Raw genomic sequence first — 16,718 nt, 5'->3', positions numbered from 1 at the left:
AGTGCCGGGCCGCGCCGTCGTCGTGCTGGAAATCCCTGGGCCGGCCGGCGCTTGCCAGCTTTTCCACCCGGGCGATATGAGTGGTGGACGAACTGAGAGGACTGACATGCCATCACCGCGGATGACGCTGTCCGGCGTCGTGCTGGACTCCCCCGACGCCCGTGAGCTGGCCGCCTTCTACCAGCGGCTGCTCGGCTGGCCGGTCACGCAGGACGAGCCGGGCTGGATGAAGCTCAGCTCGCCCGACGGCGGCGCCGGGTTGTCGTTCCAGACCGAGCCGGTCTACCGGCGCCCGACCTGGCCCTCCGATCCGACGGCGCAGCAGATGATGATCCACCTCGATATCAAGGTCGATGACCTCGAGCTCGCCGGCCGGCACGCCCTCGCCGCCGGCGCGGTGCTGGCCGACTACCAGCCACAGCCGGACGTCCGGGTCTACCTGGACCCGGCCGGGCACCCGTTCTGCCTGTTCCTGCACTAGCTGTCGCCGGCCGGCCGGTTGGCGCCCGCCGTTGGACGGCCGGCCGCGTTGGTGGCGTGACGGCCCGCGGTGGCCGATGCTTGACCGGTGGCACAGGAACCGGATCCGCCGAGCTTCGTCGTACTGCCGGCGGAATACGAAGAGCCGTCCCTGGCCGGTTCCGGCGAGTCGGAGCCGGCCCGGCAGGTGCTGCCCGGACGGCTGACCGGGCTGGCGCGCCACCGGTGGGTCCGCTGGGCAGCGGCGGCGCTGACCTGCGTGGTGGCCGGCGGGTTTCTGCTGGTGGCGGTGACCAGCGAGCGCGACGCGGCGCGCAAGGTCACGCCGGCCGCCCGGCAGCCCGCCCCGCCGGTGATCGCCCCGGCGGCCCCCCAACAGCCCTGGCCCCAAGAAACCGGCGCCTGCGGCGTCCAGCGGTTCGTGCCGAAGGTGAGCGCGGCCCCGCTGCGAACCAGCACCGGCGTGCGGGTCCAGGTCGGCGGGCAGTCGGTGCACACCGCTGACCTCGACGCCAGGTCGGTGACCGCGGCTCCTGGCCTCAGGCTGTCGTCCGGGCAGTTCGTGTCACAGCTCGTGCCGGGCAAGGACGCCAGCTACGCCCTGGTGCGGCCCTGCGAGTACACCGGCACCAGTTCGGTGCTGCGGATCACCCGGGACAGCAGCTCGCTGGTGATGGGGAGCCGGCACATCGAGTCGCTGCTGCCCGACGGCCGCGGTGGCATCTGGGCCGTCCTGGTGGAAGACATCGCCACCTACGGGCCGGTCACCCTGGCTCAGCTGCCGGGTCCGGGAGTGGTGCGGCTGCCTCCCGGGCTGGCGCCGATCGCCATCCGGGGCAACCGGCTGATCGGGCTCAGCTCGACGGCCGAAGACCGGAGCAGCCCGTCCTCGGGGGCCCTGGTCAGCTACGACCTGGCCAGCCGCCGGCTCGGTCCCCGGATCGGCCGGGCGAGCACGCTGACGGTCGACCGCGGCGAGCTGCTGTGGATAGACCGGCCGTGCTCGCCGCTGGCCAAGTGCACGCTGCACCGTTATGACCTGGCCACCGGCGCGCGGACGGTGCGCGACTACGCCCTGCCGGTGGAGACCTCGATCGTCGGCGGCGTGCTCAACTCCGACCGCACCCAGCTGGCCTTTCCGCTGGCCCGGATCTACGAGGGCCAGCGGGTCGACTACGACGGCTTCGGCCCGCCCTACGACGTGGCCGTGCTGCACCTGGACACCGGGGCGCTGGAGCGCATCGGCGGGTTGCAGCTGCCCGGGACCGAGATGCCGGGGCTGACCTTCTCGGGAGATGACTGGCTGGTCATCGCGCTGAACCAGGGGCGCAGCACCGAGCTGCTGGTCTGGCGCTCCGGGCAGTCGCGGCCGCTGCAGCCCGGGGTGCGGATCAGGGACGTGATGCTGCGGCAGCCGCCGGTGCTCGCGCTGGCGTCCTGACCCCGCCGATCAGGACTTGTGCAGGAACTCGGTGCGGTCGGAGTCGAAGGAGTCCCAGAGGAACTCCCGCAGGCCCGGGTGATCGGCCAGCTCGGGGTCTGCCTCGATCACCAGCCGCGCCTCGGCCCGGGCGGAGCTGATCAGCTCCGCGTCCTTCAGCAGTGAGAGCAGCTTCAGCCTGGATTTGCGGCCGGACTGGGCCGCGCCCAGCACGTCGCCTTCCCGGCGCTGCTGCAGGTCCAGCTCGGCCAGCGCGAAGCCGTCGGCGGTCTTGGCCACCTCCTTGAGGCGCTCCAGCGACGGGTGCCCCGGCGGCAGCTGGCTGTGCATCAGGCACACGCCCTCATAGGCGCCACGCCCGATCCGGCCGCGTAGCTGGTGCAGCTGGGAGACCCCGAACCGGTCGGCGTCCAGGATCGCCATCAGCGACGCGTTGGGCACGTCGATGCCCACCTCGATCACCGTGGTCGCCACCAGCACATCCAGGTCGCCGGCGGCGAAGGCGGTCATCGCCTGGGCCTTCTCCTCGGTGCTCATCCGCCCGTGCAGCAGCCCGACCCGCAGGCCGGCCAGCTGCCCCGCGCTCAGCTCCGCGTAGAGCCCCAGCACCGAAGCCGTCTGGACGGCCTCCTCGTCAGAGATCGCTCCGATGTCCTCCAGCTCGTCGTCCTCGCCGATGCGCGGGCAGACCACGAACGCCTGGCGGCCCCGGGCGACCTCCTCGCGGACCCGCTGCCAGATCCGGTCGTACCAGGTGGGGTGCTCGGCGACCGGCACCACCTGGGTGATCACCTCCGACCGGCCGGCCGGACGTTCGTGCAGCTCGGAGACCTCCAGGTCGCCGAAGACCGTCATCGCGACCGTCCGCGGGATCGGCGTCGCGGTCATCACCAGCAGGTGCGGCGGCGCGGTGGCCTTGCTGCGCAGGGCATCGCGCTGCTCCACGCCGAAGCGGTGCTGCTCGTCGATGACCACCAGGCCCAGCTCGGCGAACTGCACCTGGTCCTGGATCAGGGCGTGGGTGCCGATCACGATCCCGGCCGCGCCGGAGGCCAGCTCCAGCAGCGCCGCCCGGCGGGCCGGCGTCGACATCGACCCGGTCAGCAACACCACCTGGGTGCCCTGCTCCGAGCCTCCCAGCCGGCCGGCCTGGGCCAGCTCGCCGAGCAGGTCGTTGACGCTGCGCTCGTGCTGGGCGGCCAGCACCTCGGTGGGCGCCAGCAGCGCCGCCTGGGCGCCGGCGTCGACCACCTGCAGCATCGCCCGCAGCGCCAGCACCGTCTTGCCGGAGCCGACCTCGCCCTGCAGCAACCGGTGCATCGGGTGCGCCGCGGCCAACTCCTGCTCGATCAGGGCCGCGATCTGGCGCTGCTCGCCGGTGAACTCGAACGGCAGCCGCCGGTCGAAGGCCTCGACCAGGCCGCCGGCGATCCGCGGCCGGGCCAAGGCGGGGTTGGCCGCGTTGGCATGCCGGCGCTGCGCCAGCACCAGCTGGACGCCCAATGCCTCGTCGAAGGCCAGCCGCCGGCGCGCCTGGTGGTACTCGGCCATCGTGTCGGGCCGGTGGATCCGGCGCAGCGCCGCGTCCAACCCGGTCACCGCGGCCCGGTCCCGGACCGGCGCCGGCAGCGGGTCGGGCACCGGGTCCAGGCTGTCCAGGACGAGCCGGACGCAGCGCGCGATCGTCCAGGACGGCAGCCCAGCGGCGGCCGGGTAGACCGGCAGCAACGCGCCCGCGAAGTCCTGCAGCAGCGGGTCGGCGCCGTCCGGATCCGGCCCGTTCTCGGACTCGCCCAGCAGGATGTAGTCCGGCGAGTTCAGTTGCAGCTTGTCGCGAAAGCGGGTCACCTTGCCCGCGAACATGCCGTGCCGGCCGGGCCGCAGGTCGCGCTCACGCCAGGGCTGGTTGAAGAAGCTCAACGTGGCCCGGTGCCGTCCCGACCTGATCGACACCTCGAGGATGTTCAGCTTGCGGCCTGGGATCCGGCGGGTGCTGGTCGACTCGACCTCGGCCAGCACCGTCACCTCCTCGCCCTCGACGAGCTTGGACAGGTCGGTCAGCTCGCCCCGCTCGTTGAACCGCCGGGGGTAGTGCCGGATCAGCTGGCCGGCCGTGCTCAACCCGAGCGCCTTCTCGACCGCCTTGCTGGACTTGCCGCCCAGCACGTCGCGCAGCAGGGTGTCGCGGGTCACCATGCGGGCCACTGTGCCAGAAGCCGCCGGACGGCTTACTCGACCCCGATCAGCAGCGGGAATCGTGGCTGGCCGCCGACGAAGACTCCCACCTCGACCAGTGGATGCCGGCTGCGCAGGTAGCTGTGCACCGCCTGCGCCGCGGCGTCGGCGCCCGGGTCGGCCCCGGCCAGCACCGTCACCAGCTCACCGCCGGCGGCCACCAGCCGCTGCACCAGGCTGATGCCGACCTCGGCGATGTCGGCGCCGATCTCGACCACCTCGCCGTCGATCAGGCCCAGCACGTCCCCGGTCGAGCACCGGCCGGCGTAGGTGATGGAGTCACCGACGGCGATGGTGACCTCGGCGAACCGGGTGGCGGCGGCGGCTTCGGCCAGCGCGATCACGTTGTCCTCGAAGCGTCGGGTCTCATCGTGCACCGCGACCGCGGCCAGCCCCTGCACCGGCGACTTGGTGGGCACCACGGCCACGCTCACGCCCTGCTCGCGAGCCTGGGCAGCGGCCGACTCGGCGATCGCCCGGACCGTCGAGGCGTTGGGCAGCAGGATCACCTGGGCGGCTCCGCTCCGCAGGATCTCGGCCAGCACCTGCGGCGCGGACGGAATCCCGCTCTCGCTCGGAGCGCCCTCGACCACCGAGACCCCCTCTGAGCGGAACAGGTCGGCCAGCCCGTCCCCGGGCGCCACCGTGACCAGGGCGGTGCCCGAGCGCTCGGCTCCGGCCGGCTGGGCGGCGATCTGGTCGGCGAAGCGGACCACGGTGATCCGGTGCGGCCGGCCGGCCTCGACGCCGGCCTCGATCGCCGCGCCGACGTCATTGACGTGCACGTGCACGTTGTACGGGCCGTCGCCGGTGCCGATGACCACCAACGAGTCACCGAGTTCGGCCAGCGTCGCCTTCAGCGGCGGCAGCGCCGTCTCGGGGGCGTGCAGCAGGTACTGCACCTCGTAGCCGAACTCCGGGCTGCCCGCCTCGCGCACCATCTCCAGGGCTACCCGACTGCGGGCCGGGACCCGCTGCACCGGCGCCATCGAGCCCTGGCCGGTGACGACCGCGGCCAGGGCGTCCAGCAGCACCAGCAGGCCACAGCCGCCGGCGTCGACCACCCCGGCCTCGGCCAGCACCGCCAGCTGCTGCGGGGTGCCGGCCAGTGCCGTGGCGGCTCCGGCCGCGGCGGCCGACACCGCCTCGGCCAGCTCCGGTGACTCGCCGAGCTTCTCCACCGCCTCGGCGCTGGCCCGCACCACCGAGAGCATGGTGCCCTCCACCGGCTCGCCGACCGCGGCGTAGGCCGCGTCGCTGGCCAGCCGCAGTCCCTTGACCAGCAGTCGGCCGTCGCCCTCCACGCAGCCGTCGAAGGCCTCGGCCAGGCCCGCGAGGATCTGCGACATGATCACCCCGGAGTTGCCCAAGGCGCCCAGCAGTGCCCCCTTGGCCATCGCCGCCAGCACCCCGCCGACGGTGCCGGAGCGGTCGGCCGCCACCGAGTCGGCGGCGCTGTGCATGGTCAGGGACAGGTTGGTGCCGGTGTCGCCGTCCGCTATCGGGTAGACGTTGATGTCATTGATCTCGCCCCGGCGGGCGTCCAGGCCCTCCACCGCCGCGCTGCACCAGCGACGAACCGCCGAGGCATCGAGCAGCGCGAGCATCCTTGGCCCCCCTCCAGCCGGCACACCCGGGCGTTGCGGTGTGGCCGACACCTTACTGGGACCCCGCCGGTCCGGTCCGTGCCCCGGCCCGGGGCCTATGGCGGGCCGCGGTTTGGACCGGGCTTACCCGGCTGGCTACACTTGGCCGGTTGCCCGAATGTTTCACCACCAAGATCTTGAGGAGGCCATTGTGGCCAGCCACTGCGATGTCTGCGGCAAGGGGCCCGGCTTCGGCATGTCCGTCTCGCACTCACACCGCCGCACCCACCGCCGGTGGAACCCGAACGTGCAGACCGTCCGGGCGATCGTCGCCCCGGGAACCCGCCGCCGGGTCTCGGTCTGCACCTCCTGCCTGAAGGCCGGCAAGGTCACCCGCGGCTAGTCCGGCCGCCGGCTCGCTCGGCGCCCATCGCGGTCCCAGCACTTTCCGGGCCGGTTCCCTCACGGGAGCCGGCCCGTTGTCTTGCGCCGGCGGCTCAGCGGAAGTGCTGGTGACCGGCGTGCGCCCAGCGCAGGCCGTCTACCCGCACGCCGGAGCCCTCGTTGACCATCCCGATCACCTTCCAGGAGTCGGGCAGCCTGGTGTCGTTGGGAAAGGTCGCCACCAGCGCGTAATCGTCCCCGCCGCCCAGCACCCACATCATCGGGTCGGTGTTCAGCGCCGAGGAGACGTCGCGCAGCTTGGCCGCCGGCTCCAGCGCGTCGCGGCGCAGCTCGATCCGCACGCCGCTGGCCTCGGCCAGCTGGCCCAGGTCCTGGACCAGGCCGTCGGAGACGTCGGTCATCGCGGTCGCTCCGAGCTCGGCGGCCCGGACGCCCTCCTGGTAGGGCGGCTCGGGACGGCGGTGTGCGTTGACCACCTGGACCGGTGACCGGAACCCCCGCGACAGCACCGCGTAACCGGCGGCCGCCCAGCCCAGCCGGCCGGTGACCGCGACCACGTTGCCGGGCTTGGCGCCGGACAGCCGCACCGGCTCCCGGCCCTGCAGGTCCCCCAGCGCGGTCACCGCCAGCAGCACCGAGTCGGCGGCGCTGACGTCGCCGCCGACCACCGCGGCGCCGACTTCGGCGCATTCCTCGGCGAAGCCGGCCAGCAGCGAGTCCAACCAGCTCAGCTCCAGCTCGGGCGGACTCGCCAGACCGACCAGCAAGGCCTTGGGCTGGGCGCCCATGGCGACGATGTCGGCGAAGTTGCGGGCTGCCGCCTTGTGGCCGATGTCGTTGGCGGTCGACCAGTCCCGGCGGAAGTGCCGGTTCTCGATCAGCAGGTCGGTCGAGGCCACCACCCGCCCATCGGGGCAGGACAGCACCGCGGCGTCGTCACCGGGCCCCACCAGGGCTGACTCGGCCGGCGCCAGCGCGGTGGTGATCCGCCGGATCAGGCCGAACTCACCCAGGTCAGCGACCGTTCTCGGCTCAGAAATTTCGACCAGCCTCCAGTGCGTGCGGTGTACTCCTCCGGCCGGGACGACCAGGTTCGCGCCAGGCGCGGGCTCCATGATCCTCGCCCGGCAAGCGGAGCCCTCAGCCGCATCCGGGCATTGGGCCTGTCATCGGGTTGCGCTAGGTTTTAGCTGCTCCGACGCCACAACGACGAAAGGACGTGCCGTGCCAGATACGGTGAACGCCTACATTCTCATCCAGACCGAGGTCGGCAAGGCCGCCTCGGTGGCGCAGGAGATCGCCGAGCTCCAGGGCGTCACGATGGCCGAGGACGTCACCGGCCCCTACGACGTGATCGTGCGCGCCGAAGCGACCAGCATGGACGAGCTGGGCCGGATGGTGGTGGCCCGGGTGCAGGGCGTCGCGGGCATCACCCGCACCCTGACCTGCCCGGTGGTCCATATCTAGCCGGGCAATCGCCGCTGGCAGCCAGCGCCGCCGTCGCCCCGACCCGAGGACGAACCATCGACCGCGCACAACGTCGAGCAGCCGTGATCGCCACCGCGATCGCGGCCCCGCTGACGGTCGTGCTGGCGTTCCTGCTGACCGCCGGGCACTCCGATGAGCCCGAGCCGGCCCCGTCGGACGGGGTGCTGCCGGCCGTGACCGTGCCGGCCCCGCCGAAGCCGGACGCCGCCACCGAGGCCGCCTGCGTCAAGGTGTTCGCCAAGCTGCCGGTGCAGCTGGGGCAGCTGGCGCCCCGCCGGACCGACACCGACTCCTCCTTCGTCGCCGCCTGGGGTGAGCCGGCCGTGGTGGTGCGCTGCGGGGTCGCCAAGCCGGCGGTGTTCGGCACTGCGGAGGCCGCCCAGCTGGTGGAGGTCAACTCGGTCCTGTGGCAACCCGATCCGCAACGGGACCGGACGGTCTACACCACGGTCGACCGCAGCGTCTACATCGACGTCACGGTGCTGGCCGGCGCCGATCAGCCGTTGCCGTTGCTGGCTCCGGCGGTGTCGGAGCTGCCGGCGCGATGCACCGCCTCGGACGCGGCGGGCAATCCCGGGGCCAAGCTGCCGATCTGCAGCGCCGACCGCTGACCCGCCCGCCGCCAGCCAGCTGACCCGCCCGCAGAGGGGCTGACCCGCCCGGTTCAGCCCTGGCGCTGCTTCAGCGCGGTCGCGATCAGCCGGTCCAGCAGCTCCGGGTAGCTGACGCCGGTCTCTGCCCACATCTTGGGATACATCGAGATGGCGGTGAATCCCGGCATGGTGTTCACCTCGTTGACCACGAGCCGGCCGTCGCGCTGCAAGAAGAAGTCGACCCGCGCCAACCCCGCGCAGTCCAGCGCCCGGAACGCCCGGCAGGACGCGTCCTGGATGGCCCGGACGGCGTCGGCGCCGACGTCGGCGGGAATGTCGAACTCCGAGGCGTCCTCGAGGTACTTGGCCTCGAAGCTGTACCAGTCGAAGTCCGGGCGCAACCGGATCTCGGCGGGCAGCGAGGCCGAGACGGAGCCGTCGGCGTCCTGCAGCACCCCGCACTCGATCTCACGGCCCATCACGGCCGCCTCGATCAGCACCTTCGAGTCGTGCTCGAAGGCCAGCTTCAGTGCGGCCGGCAGCTCGTCATAGCCGCGGACCTTGGAGATCCCGATGCTGGAACCGGCCCGGGCGGGCTTGACGAAGACCGGCAGGCCCAGCTGCTCCAGCTCACGGTCATCGACCGGCTCGCCGGGCCTGAGCACCAGGTAGTGCCCGACATCCAGCCCGGCCGCCCGCAGCATGGTCTTGGCGAACGCCTTGTCCATCGCCGCCGCGCTGGCCAGCACCCCGGAGCCGACGTAACCGACGCCGGCCATCTCCAGCAGCCCCTGGATCGTGCCGTCCTCGCCGTATGCCCCGTGCAGCACGGGAAAGACCAGGTCGACGCTGTCCAGGACGGCGATCGCCGACGCCGCGTCGAAGACGGCCACCTCGCCGCTGCCGGGCCGCACGGCGATGTCAGCGCCGCCGGACTCCACCTCGGGCAGCACCTGGCCGGCGATCTGCAAGTTCCGCGGCTCGATGTCGGTGCGCACCCAGCCGCCGGCCCTGGTGATGCCCAGGGTCAGCACCTCGTACTTGGCCGGGTCCAGGGCGTCCAGCACGCTGCCGGCGCTGAGCACCGAGATCGGGTGCTCGCTGCTGCGCCCGCCATAGACGACAGCGATCCGTATCCGTGACGCCATGGTCTGCGAGGCTAGCGGAGAACTACTCGCTCTTGGTGGAGCGGCTCATCAGCAGCCGGGCCGCGTCCACCGGCGCGAGGCTGCCGTAGCAGACGGAGTCCATCACCCGGGTGATCGGAACGTCGATCCCGTGCCGGCTGGCCAGTTCCAGCACCGACCGGCAGGACTTCACCCCTTCGGCGACCTGGCCGTGGGTGGCCTGCTGGGCCTGCTCCAGGCTCTCGCCCTTGCCCAGCCGCTCGCCGAAGCTGCGGTTGCGCGAAAGCGGCGAGGCGCAGGTGGCCACCAGGTCCCCCAGCCCGGCCAGCCCGGCGAAGGTCACCGGGTCAGCGCCGAGCGCCAGCCCGAGCCGGGACGTCTCAGCCAGCCCGCGGGTGATCAGCGAGGCGATGGTGTTGTTTCCGAAGCCCATTCCGGCGGCCATCCCGCAGGCCAGCGCGATGACGTTCTTCACCGCCCCGCCCAGCTCGGTGCCGACCACGTCGATGTTGGTGTAGGGCCGGAAGTACGGGGCGCTGCAGGCCTGCTGCACCAGGGCGCCGCGGTCGGTGTCGGTGCACGCCACCACCGTCGCGGTGGGCTGCTCCAGGGCGATCTCGCGCGCCAGGTTCGGTCCCGACACCACCGCCACCCGGGCGGCCTCGGCCCCGGCCACCTCGCTGATCACCTCGCTCATCCGCTTGACGGTGCCCAGCTCGATGCCCTTCATCAGGCTCACCAGGGTCGCCTCGGACGGGATCAGGTCGGTCCAGCCGGCCAGGTTCTCCCGCAGCGCCTGGGACGGGATCGCCAGCACCACCAGGTCCGCGCCGTCCAATGCCTCGGCCGCGTCGGCGGTGGCCCGCAGCGACGGCGGCAGGGCCAGCCCGGCCAGGTAGTCGGGATTGACGTGCTCGCGGCTGATGGTCCGGGCCAGCTCCGGCCGGCGGGCCCACATCACGGTGTCGGTGCCGGCGTCGACGAGCACCTTGGCGAACGCGGTTCCCCATGAGCCGGAGCCCAGCACCGCGGCGCGGGTCATCGACGGCCCCGGCCGCTGAGCCGCCGTCGCGGGCGGGAGGCGAGCTGGCCGGCGACCGGCCGCTGGTAGAACTCGGCCGGCGGCTGCTCGCCGCGGATCTCGGCCACCAGGTCACGGATCGCCAGCATCACCCGGTCAGTCATCTGGTGCAGCACCTCCGAGTCCGGCGCGCTGCCGGCGAAGTCGGACAGGTCCACCGGCGGACCGGCCCAGATCGTGACCTGCTTGCGCGGCCAGGGCCGGAACCGGCGCGAGTAGACGTCGAGGAACCGCTGGGCGCCCCACTGGCCCACCGGCACCACCGGCACGCCGGGCGCCAGCAGCGCCAGCCGGGCCACTCCGGTCTTGGCCTGCATCGGCCAGAAGTCGGGATCCCTGGTCACGGTGCCCTCTGGGTAGATCAGCACGACCTCGCCACGCCCCAGCGCCTCCACGGCGGCCTGCAGCGCCTGGGCAGCGTCAGCCGTGTCGCGACGCACCGGGATCTGACCGGCCCCGGTGACGATCCGGCCCAGCGGGAACGGCAACTGGAACAGGCTGATCTTGGCCAGGAACCGCGGCACCCGGCCGGCGTCCCAGATGAACCGGGCGAAGATCAGCGGGTCGGCGTAGGAGATGTGGTTGACCGCCACGATGGCAGGCCCGGTTGCCGGAATCCGGTCCAGGCCGGCCCAACGCCGCCGGAACAGCAGGCTGATCGTCGGGTAGACCAGGATCACGGCGAACCTCATGTACGGTCCCACCTTCTCCGCGTGCCGTCGCGCCAACCGAGTTCCCTCCACCTGCTTGCTGTTGAGCTCACGGCCGGGCGAGCGGCGCCGGCGGGTGCGAGTCTGCCACCGCCGTGCCCTAGTGGCAGCATCTGGAGAGTGCAATGGCGAGTTCTGGTTCCGATCAAGCACTCGACGCTGGCCAAGACCCGGCTGCGCGCCGCCACCTCGGAGCAGGCTCAGCACGCCGAACTGGTCCGGGCCATCCAGCTCGACACCCTGGACGCGGTGCTCGCCCTGCGCACCCATCCGTTGCTGGGTGGGTTGTTCGTGGTCACCGGCCCGGACCCCGCTCAGCCGGCTCCGGCGCTGCCGGCCGGGATCGAGATCCTTCCCGACGCCGGCGGCGGTCTGAACCCGGCGCTGGAAGCGGCCGCTGCCGAGCTGAGCCGGCGCTTTCCGGCCGACGGCGTGGTGGCGATGGTCGGTGACCTGCCGGCGTTGCGGGCCGCAGATCTGCTGGCGGTGCTGCATCAGGCGCCGGCCGTCGGGCGCAGCTTCGTCCGCGACGTCGACGGCAGCGGCACCACGCTGCTGGCCGCCGGGCCGCGTTCGCGGTTGATGCCGCTGTTCGGCCCGGACTCGGCGCGCCGGCACCTGGCCTCCGGCGCCCGGGAGCTGGACGCGGCGGCCAGCCTGCGCTGCGACGTGGACTCGGCAGCGGACCTGCGGCGGTGCCTGGAACTGGGCGTCGGGATGCTGACCTCGCAGCTGGTGGCCGGCCTGGTCTGACCGGCTGGTCTGACTGACTGGCTGGTCTGACTGGCTGGTCTGACCGGCAAGGGTCTGAACGGCAAGGGTCTGAACGGGCTGAGTCCGAGCAGCCGAGGGCAACCGGTCGGCTGATCGGGTTTAGGCGGGCAGAATGGCCCTATGACCGAAACACTTGCCACCCCGGAGTCCGCAGAGTCCCCGGAGTCCGCAGAGTCCGCAGAGTCCACGGCCGAAGAGTCCACGGCCGGCTCGGCTGCGCCAGCGGACCAGGACCAGGACCAGCTGCCGGAGGGCCGGTTCTCCAACCGCGAGATGTCCTGGCTGAACTTCAACGCCAGGGTGCTGGCGCTGGCCGAGGACCGGCGGCAGCCGCTGCTGGAGCGGATGAAGTTCCTGGCGATCTTCGCCAGCAACCTCGACGAGTTCTACATGGTGCGGGTGGCGGGGCTGAAACGGCGGCTGGAGATGGGGCTGGGGGTCCGCGCGCCGGACGGGCTCACCACCCGGGAGTCGCTGGTGCTGATCGGTGAGCGCAGCCGCGAGCTGGTGGCCCGGCATGCCCGCTGCTTCAGCTCCGACATCGAGCCGGCGCTGGCCGCCGAGGGAATCCGGATCCTGAGCTGGGAACACCTGGACGCCGACCAGCAGCAGGAGTTGACGCAGTACTTCCACTCCAAGATCTTTCCAGTGCTCACCCCGCTGGCGGTCGACCCGGCGCACCCGTTCCCCTACATCTCCGGGCTCTCGCTCAACCTGGCGGTGCTGGTCCGCGAGCCCGGATCCGAGCTGGACAAGTTCGCCCGGGTGAAGGTGCCCAACAACGTGGCGCGGTTCGTGACGGTGCGCAAGACCTCCGAGGAGGCCGGATTCCTGCCCATCGAGGAGCTGATCGCGGCGCACCTGTCCGCGCTGTTCCCGGGCATGCAGATCGTCCAGCACCACCTCTTCCGGGTCACCCGCAACACCGACTTCGAGGTCGACGAGGACCGCGACGAGGACCTGCTGCAGGCTCTGGAGCGCGAACTCGTCCGGCGCCGGTTCGGCCCGGCGGTCCGGCTCGAAGTAGCCGAGAACATCGCCGACGAGGTGCTCGACCTGCTGACCAGCGAGATCGACGTCCAGCCCGAAGAGGTACTGCGGGTACCGGGTCTGCTCGACCTCACCTCGTTGTGGCAGGTCTATGACGTGGACCGGCCGGCGTTGAAGGAGAAGCCGTTCGTGCCGGCCACCCATCCGCGCTTCGTCGACGGCGAGACGCCGAAGTCGGTGTTCGCCACCCTGCGCGACGGCGACGTGCTGGTGCACCATCCCTACGAGTCCTTCGCCACCAGCGTGCAGCGCTTCATCGAGCAGGCCGCGGCCGATCCCAATGTGCTCGCCATCAAGCAGACGCTGTACCGCACCTCCGGTGACTCGCCGATCGTGGACGCGTTGATCGACGCCGCCCAGGCCGGCAAGCAGGTGATGGCGCTGGTCGAGATCAAGGCGCGTTTCGACGAGCAGGCCAACATCAAGTGGGCCAGGGCGCTGGAGCGCGCCGGCTGCCACGTCGTCTACGGGCTGGTGGGGCTCAAGACGCACTGCAAGACCTCGCTGGTGGTACGCCAGGAAGGTGGCTCGCTGCGCCGCTACGCCCATATCGGCACCGGCAACTACCACCCCAAGACCGCGCGGCTGTACGAGGATCTGGGGCTGTTCACCGCCGATGAGAGGATCTGCGCGGACCTGACCGACCTGTTCAACGTGCTGACCGGCTACTCGCGCCAGACCGAGTACCGGACGCTGCTGGTCGCTCCGCAGGGACTGCGGCCGGGGCTGCTGACGCGGATCGAGCGAGAGATCGACAACGCCAAGGCCGGCAAGAGCGCGCACATCCAGATCAAGTGCAATCACCTGGTGGACGAGACCCTGATCGACGCGCTGTACCGGGCCTCGGCGGCCGGGGTGAAGGTCGAGTTGATGGTGCGGACCTTCTGCACCATCAAGGCCGGAGTCCCCGGGCTGAGCGAGAACATCACGGTGCGCTCGATACTCGGCAGGTTCCTGGAGCACTCCCGGATCTTCTACGTGGCCAACGACGGCGATCCCGAGTACTGGATCGGCTCGGCCGACCTGATGCACCGCAACCTCGATCGGCGGGTGGAGGTGCTCACCCAGGTCACCGGCAGCAACGCCGAGCAGTTGCGCGCGACGCTGGATCTGGCCTTCGACCCCGACACCACTGCCTGGGAATTGCAGGCCGATGACCAGTGGGTGCGTCGCGGCGGAGGGAGATCGGTGGACTACCAGCAGGTGCTGCTCACGCGGTTGGCCGCGCGGGGCGCGTGAACGGCACGGTCCAGGGCCAAGCCACTCCCGCGGCCGGCGGGGTGTTGTGGCGCCAGGACGATGACCGGCTGCAGGTGGCGGTGGTGCACCGGCCCCGCTACGAGGATTGGACGTTGCCCAAGGGCAAGCTGCACTCCGGTGAGCATCCGCTGCTGGCTGCCGTCCGAGAGGTCGAGGAGGAGACCGGCGCCGAGGTCGAGGTCGGCCGGCGGCTGTCCTCGGTGGAGTACCCGTTCGGCGACGATGCGATCAAGCGGGTCTCCTACTGGGCGATGCGCTATCGCGGCGGCGAGCACGTCGCCGGAAACGAGGTCGATCAGCTGCGCTGGGCCACGGTGGCCGAGGCGACCCAGCAGCTGAGCTACCCGGCCGATCGCGGTGTGCTGGCCGACTTCGCCCGGCTGCCCGTCCCCACCAGGACCCTGCTGCTGCTCCGCCATGCCAGGGCCGGCAAGCGATCCGCGTTCAGCGGCGATGACCGGTTACGGCCGCTGGACAAGGCCGGGCGCAGGCAGGCCCGCGAGGCGGTGCCGGTGCTGGCGGCATTCCATCCGCGGCAGCTGCTGGCCGCGGACCGGGTGCGCTGCGAGCAGAGCGTCCAGCCGCTGGCCGAGCACCTGGGCCTGCCGGTGCTCAGCGCGCCCACGTTGTCGGATGAGGCTTATAACAAGGAGCCCGACGCCGGCCGGGCAACCGTGCGGGAGGCGTTGGAGCAGCCGGGCACGACGGTGATCTGCAGCCAGGGCGAGACGATTCCGGCGCTGCTGAAGCAACTCGGCGCACCTGGCGCGCCGTATCCGACGCGCAAGGGATCGTTATGGGTGCTGTCGATCGCTGATCGCGGCGTGATCGCGGCCGACTACTACCCGCGGCTCGGCACCTGAAGGTCCATCAGGGCAAGGGAAAGCCACCGGTCGGCGAGGAGGTCCGCCGCGGGGACGGCGGCCCTGCTCGAGCAGATCAGCCGGAGCGCTTGGCGGGAGCGCGCCTGGCCGTCTTCTTGGCCGGCTCGCCGGCGCCGTTCGGAGCGGCCGTCGCCTTGGCAGCGGTCGCCTTACCGGCAGTGGCCTTGCCGGCAGTGGCCTTGCCGGCGGTGGCTTTACCGGCGGTGGCTTTACTGGCGGTGGCCTTGCCGGTAGTGGCTTTACCGGCAGTCGCCTTGCCCGCGGTCGCCTTGCTGGCCGGTGCGGACTTGGCGGCGCCCGACGCGCTCGCCTTGGCGGCGGGCCGCTTCGCCGGTGCTGCCTTGGTGGCTGCCGACTTCGCCGGAGCCGTCTTGGTAGCGGCCGCCTTGGCGCCGGTTGCCTTGCTCGTGGTTGCCTTGGTGGCGCTCGCCTTGCCGGGGGTGGCGTTGCCGCCCGAGGCGCCGTTGCTCGCCGAGCTGCCTCCCGGGGCGGCGGCGCTTCGCCTGGCCGGAGTGGCCTTGACAGCCGCGGCAGCCTTCTTGGCCGGCTTGGGCAGCTTCTTCGCGCCACTGACCACGGCCTTGAATTCAGCGCCTGCCCGGAATGCGGGCACCGAGGTCTTCTTGACCCGGACGCTGGCCCCGGTCGCGGGGTTGCGCGCGACCCGAGCCCCACGGTCTCGCTTCTCGAACGAGCCGAACCCGGTCAGCGCCAGCTTCTCGCCCTTGACCACGACGGAGTAGATCTCATCGAGCACGGCGTCGAGTGCGTTACCGGCCGCCTTCTTGTCGGAGCCGAGACGAGTTGCCAGCGCCTCGATGAACTGAGCCTTGTTCACGTGTCCTCCCAGGACGCCGGTCGGCCACCGTGGCCAACCCTCCCGCAGGAACGGTAAGGCGTGGTTGCTCCAGAAACAACGCAATCGGCTTGTGTCGCAAGCACTATCTGACCGCGCGCGGCGAACCCGCACTCCGCGCGGGGGCGCGCGGCGGGCGATCCGAGCCGGCTCAGCCCTGCCGCGCCACCGGCAACCACGGTCTGCGACCTTGTTCATAGCGGTCGATTGCCGCGGTGTCGCGCAACGTCACCGCGATGTCGTCCAAGCCTTCGAGCAGCCGCCAGCGGGTGTAGTCATCGAGTTCGAACCCGTGCACCTCACCAGGCCAGCGCACCTGCCGCTCCGGCAGGTCGACGGTGACCTCGATCCGTGGATCGTCGCAGATGTCATCGAGCAGCCGCTGGACGGTCTTCTCCGGCAGCACCACGGTCAACAGTCCGGCCTTGAGCGAATTGCCCCGGAAGATATCGGCGAAACGTGGTGAGATCACCACCCGGAAGCCGTAGTCCCAGAGCGCCCACACGGCGTGCTCCCGCGATGAGCCGGTGCCGAAGTCCGGACCGGCGACCAGCACCGACGCGCCCGCATAGCGTTGCTGGTTCAGGACGAAGTCAGGCTCGTCGGCCCGCCAGGCCTGAAAGAGCCCGTCGGAGAAGCCGGTTCTGGTGACCCGCTTGAGGTAGACGGCGGGGATGATCTGATCGGTGTCGACATTGCTTCGCCGCAACGGCACTGCCCGGCCGGTGTGCACGGTGAACTTGTCCAT

The 16,718-nt window shown here is 71.5% G+C and carries 16 protein-coding genes; 8 read left to right on the top strand and 8 right to left on the bottom strand.

The window, feature by feature from the left end; all coding sequences use genetic code 11:
• Positions 1-106 precede the first annotated feature (106 nt).
• Both VF557_19185 and VF557_19180 read left to right on the top strand, forming a co-directional pair.
• Positions 107-481: a VOC family protein gene (locus tag VF557_19185; GenBank protein HEX8082339.1), complete on the top strand. Its 375-nt coding sequence runs from the start codon at positions 107-109 to the stop codon at positions 479-481.
• Positions 482-568: 87 nt separating this feature from the next.
• A complete protein-coding gene (locus tag VF557_19180; GenBank protein ID HEX8082338.1) occupies positions 569-1,921 on the top strand; it encodes a hypothetical protein in 1,353 nt (450 codons plus the stop codon).
• A 9-nt stretch (positions 1,922-1,930) separates the two neighbouring features.
• Here the strand turns inward: VF557_19180 and recG are convergent, their stop codons facing one another.
• On the bottom strand, positions 1,931-4,117 hold the full coding sequence (recG, locus tag VF557_19175; GenBank protein ID HEX8082337.1) for an ATP-dependent DNA helicase RecG: 2,187 nt from the start codon (positions 4,115-4,117) through the stop codon (positions 1,931-1,933).
• Between the two features lie 32 nt (positions 4,118-4,149).
• Positions 4,150-5,763: a DAK2 domain-containing protein gene (locus tag VF557_19170; protein HEX8082336.1), complete on the bottom strand. Its 1,614-nt coding sequence runs from the start codon at positions 5,761-5,763 to the stop codon at positions 4,150-4,152.
• Between the two features lie 190 nt (positions 5,764-5,953).
• Here VF557_19170 and rpmB point away from each other — a divergent pair, with 190 nt between their 5' ends.
• Positions 5,954-6,145 (top strand): 50S ribosomal protein L28, encoded by a 192-nt coding sequence (gene rpmB, locus VF557_19165; protein ID HEX8082335.1) that lies wholly within the window; start codon positions 5,954-5,956, stop codon positions 6,143-6,145.
• A gap of 94 nt (positions 6,146-6,239) precedes the next feature.
• Here the strand turns inward: rpmB and VF557_19160 are convergent, their stop codons facing one another.
• A complete protein-coding gene (locus VF557_19160) occupies positions 6,240-7,262 on the bottom strand; it encodes a thiamine-phosphate kinase (GenBank protein ID HEX8082334.1) in 1,023 nt (340 codons plus the stop codon).
• A gap of 109 nt (positions 7,263-7,371) precedes the next feature.
• On the opposite strand from VF557_19160, the gene VF557_19155 reads away from it, so the two are divergent.
• Both VF557_19155 and VF557_19150 read left to right on the top strand, forming a co-directional pair.
• Positions 7,372-7,614, top strand: coding sequence for an Lrp/AsnC ligand binding domain-containing protein (locus VF557_19155; GenBank protein ID HEX8082333.1), 243 nt, complete (start codon positions 7,372-7,374; stop codon positions 7,612-7,614).
• 83 nt (positions 7,615-7,697) lie between these two features.
• Positions 7,698-8,246, top strand: a complete 549-nt coding sequence (locus VF557_19150) for a DUF3515 family protein (GenBank protein HEX8082332.1) — start codon at positions 7,698-7,700, stop codon at positions 8,244-8,246.
• A gap of 53 nt (positions 8,247-8,299) precedes the next feature.
• Here the strand turns inward: VF557_19150 and VF557_19145 are convergent, their stop codons facing one another.
• The 3 genes from VF557_19145 to VF557_19135 are packed head-to-tail and all read right to left on the bottom strand — an operon-like array spanning position 8,300 to position 11,128.
• Positions 8,300-9,376, bottom strand: a complete 1,077-nt coding sequence (locus VF557_19145) for a D-alanine--D-alanine ligase family protein (protein ID HEX8082331.1) — start codon at positions 9,374-9,376, stop codon at positions 8,300-8,302.
• A gap of 22 nt (positions 9,377-9,398) precedes the next feature.
• Positions 9,399-10,397 (bottom strand): NAD(P)H-dependent glycerol-3-phosphate dehydrogenase, encoded by a 999-nt coding sequence (locus VF557_19140; protein ID HEX8082330.1) that lies wholly within the window; start codon positions 10,395-10,397, stop codon positions 9,399-9,401.
• Positions 10,394-11,128: a lysophospholipid acyltransferase family protein gene (locus tag VF557_19135; GenBank protein HEX8082329.1), complete on the bottom strand. Its 735-nt coding sequence runs from the start codon at positions 11,126-11,128 to the stop codon at positions 10,394-10,396. Before VF557_19135 ends, VF557_19140 begins: the two co-directional genes overlap by 4 nt.
• A gap of 138 nt (positions 11,129-11,266) precedes the next feature.
• Between VF557_19135 and cofC the strand changes: the two genes are divergently transcribed.
• The 3 genes from cofC (at position 11,267) to VF557_19120 (ending at position 15,093) form a co-directional block, all read left to right on the top strand.
• Complete coding sequence (gene cofC / locus VF557_19130; protein ID HEX8082328.1) at positions 11,267-11,899, top strand: 2-phospho-L-lactate guanylyltransferase; 633 nt, start codon at positions 11,267-11,269, stop codon at positions 11,897-11,899.
• A 141-nt stretch (positions 11,900-12,040) separates the two neighbouring features.
• Complete coding sequence (locus VF557_19125) at positions 12,041-14,209, top strand: RNA degradosome polyphosphate kinase (GenBank protein ID HEX8082327.1); 2,169 nt, start codon at positions 12,041-12,043, stop codon at positions 14,207-14,209.
• Entirely contained in the window at positions 14,206-15,093 is an 888-nt protein-coding gene (locus tag VF557_19120; GenBank protein HEX8082326.1) for an NUDIX domain-containing protein, read from the top strand. The genes VF557_19125 and VF557_19120 overlap by 4 nt, the downstream gene beginning before the upstream one ends.
• Before the next feature lie 76 nt (positions 15,094-15,169).
• Here the strand turns inward: VF557_19120 and VF557_19115 are convergent, their stop codons facing one another.
• On the bottom strand, positions 15,170-16,168 hold the full coding sequence (locus VF557_19115) for an HU family DNA-binding protein (GenBank protein ID HEX8082325.1): 999 nt from the start codon (positions 16,166-16,168) through the stop codon (positions 15,170-15,172).
• Positions 16,122-16,718, bottom strand: a complete 597-nt coding sequence (leuD, locus tag VF557_19110; protein HEX8082324.1) for a 3-isopropylmalate dehydratase small subunit — start codon at positions 16,716-16,718, stop codon at positions 16,122-16,124. Before leuD ends, VF557_19115 begins: the two co-directional genes overlap by 47 nt.

Origin of the sequence: Jatrophihabitans sp., assembly GCA_036389035.1 — a bacterium.
Classification (GTDB): domain Bacteria; phylum Actinomycetota; class Actinomycetes; order Mycobacteriales; family Jatrophihabitantaceae; genus Jatrophihabitans_A.
Note: the sequence above shows the minus strand (reverse complement) of the source record. Positions and strands in the feature narration are given on the sequence as shown.

What these genes read in the sequence shown, in the direction of transcription:
- VF557_19185 (HEX8082339.1), top strand. Translation starts at nt 107, where the DNA reads ATGCCATCACCGCGGATGACGCTGTCCGGCGTCGTGCTGGACTCCCCC.
- recG (HEX8082337.1), bottom strand. Translation starts at nt 4,117, where the DNA reads ATGGTGACCCGCGACACCCTGCTGCGCGACGTGCTGGGCGGCAAGTCC.
- VF557_19170 (HEX8082336.1), bottom strand. Translation starts at nt 5,763, where the DNA reads ATGCTCGCGCTGCTCGATGCCTCGGCGGTTCGTCGCTGGTGCAGCGCG.
- VF557_19160 (HEX8082334.1), bottom strand. Translation starts at nt 7,262, where the DNA reads ATGGAGCCCGCGCCTGGCGCGAACCTGGTCGTCCCGGCCGGAGGAGTA.
- VF557_19145 (HEX8082331.1), bottom strand. Translation starts at nt 9,376, where the DNA reads ATGGCGTCACGGATACGGATCGCTGTCGTCTATGGCGGGCGCAGCAGC.
- VF557_19140 (HEX8082330.1), bottom strand. Translation starts at nt 10,397, where the DNA reads ATGACCCGCGCCGCGGTGCTGGGCTCCGGCTCATGGGGAACCGCGTTC.
- VF557_19135 (HEX8082329.1), bottom strand. Translation starts at nt 11,128, where the DNA reads ATGAGGTTCGCCGTGATCCTGGTCTACCCGACGATCAGCCTGCTGTTC.
- VF557_19125 (HEX8082327.1), top strand. Translation starts at nt 12,041, where the DNA reads ATGACCGAAACACTTGCCACCCCGGAGTCCGCAGAGTCCCCGGAGTCC.
- VF557_19115 (HEX8082325.1), bottom strand. Translation starts at nt 16,168, where the DNA reads ATGAACAAGGTCGCAGACCGTGGTTGCCGGTGGCGCGGCAGGGCTGAG.
- leuD (HEX8082324.1), bottom strand. Translation starts at nt 16,718, where the DNA reads ATGGACAAGTTCACCGTGCACACCGGCCGGGCAGTGCCGTTGCGGCGA.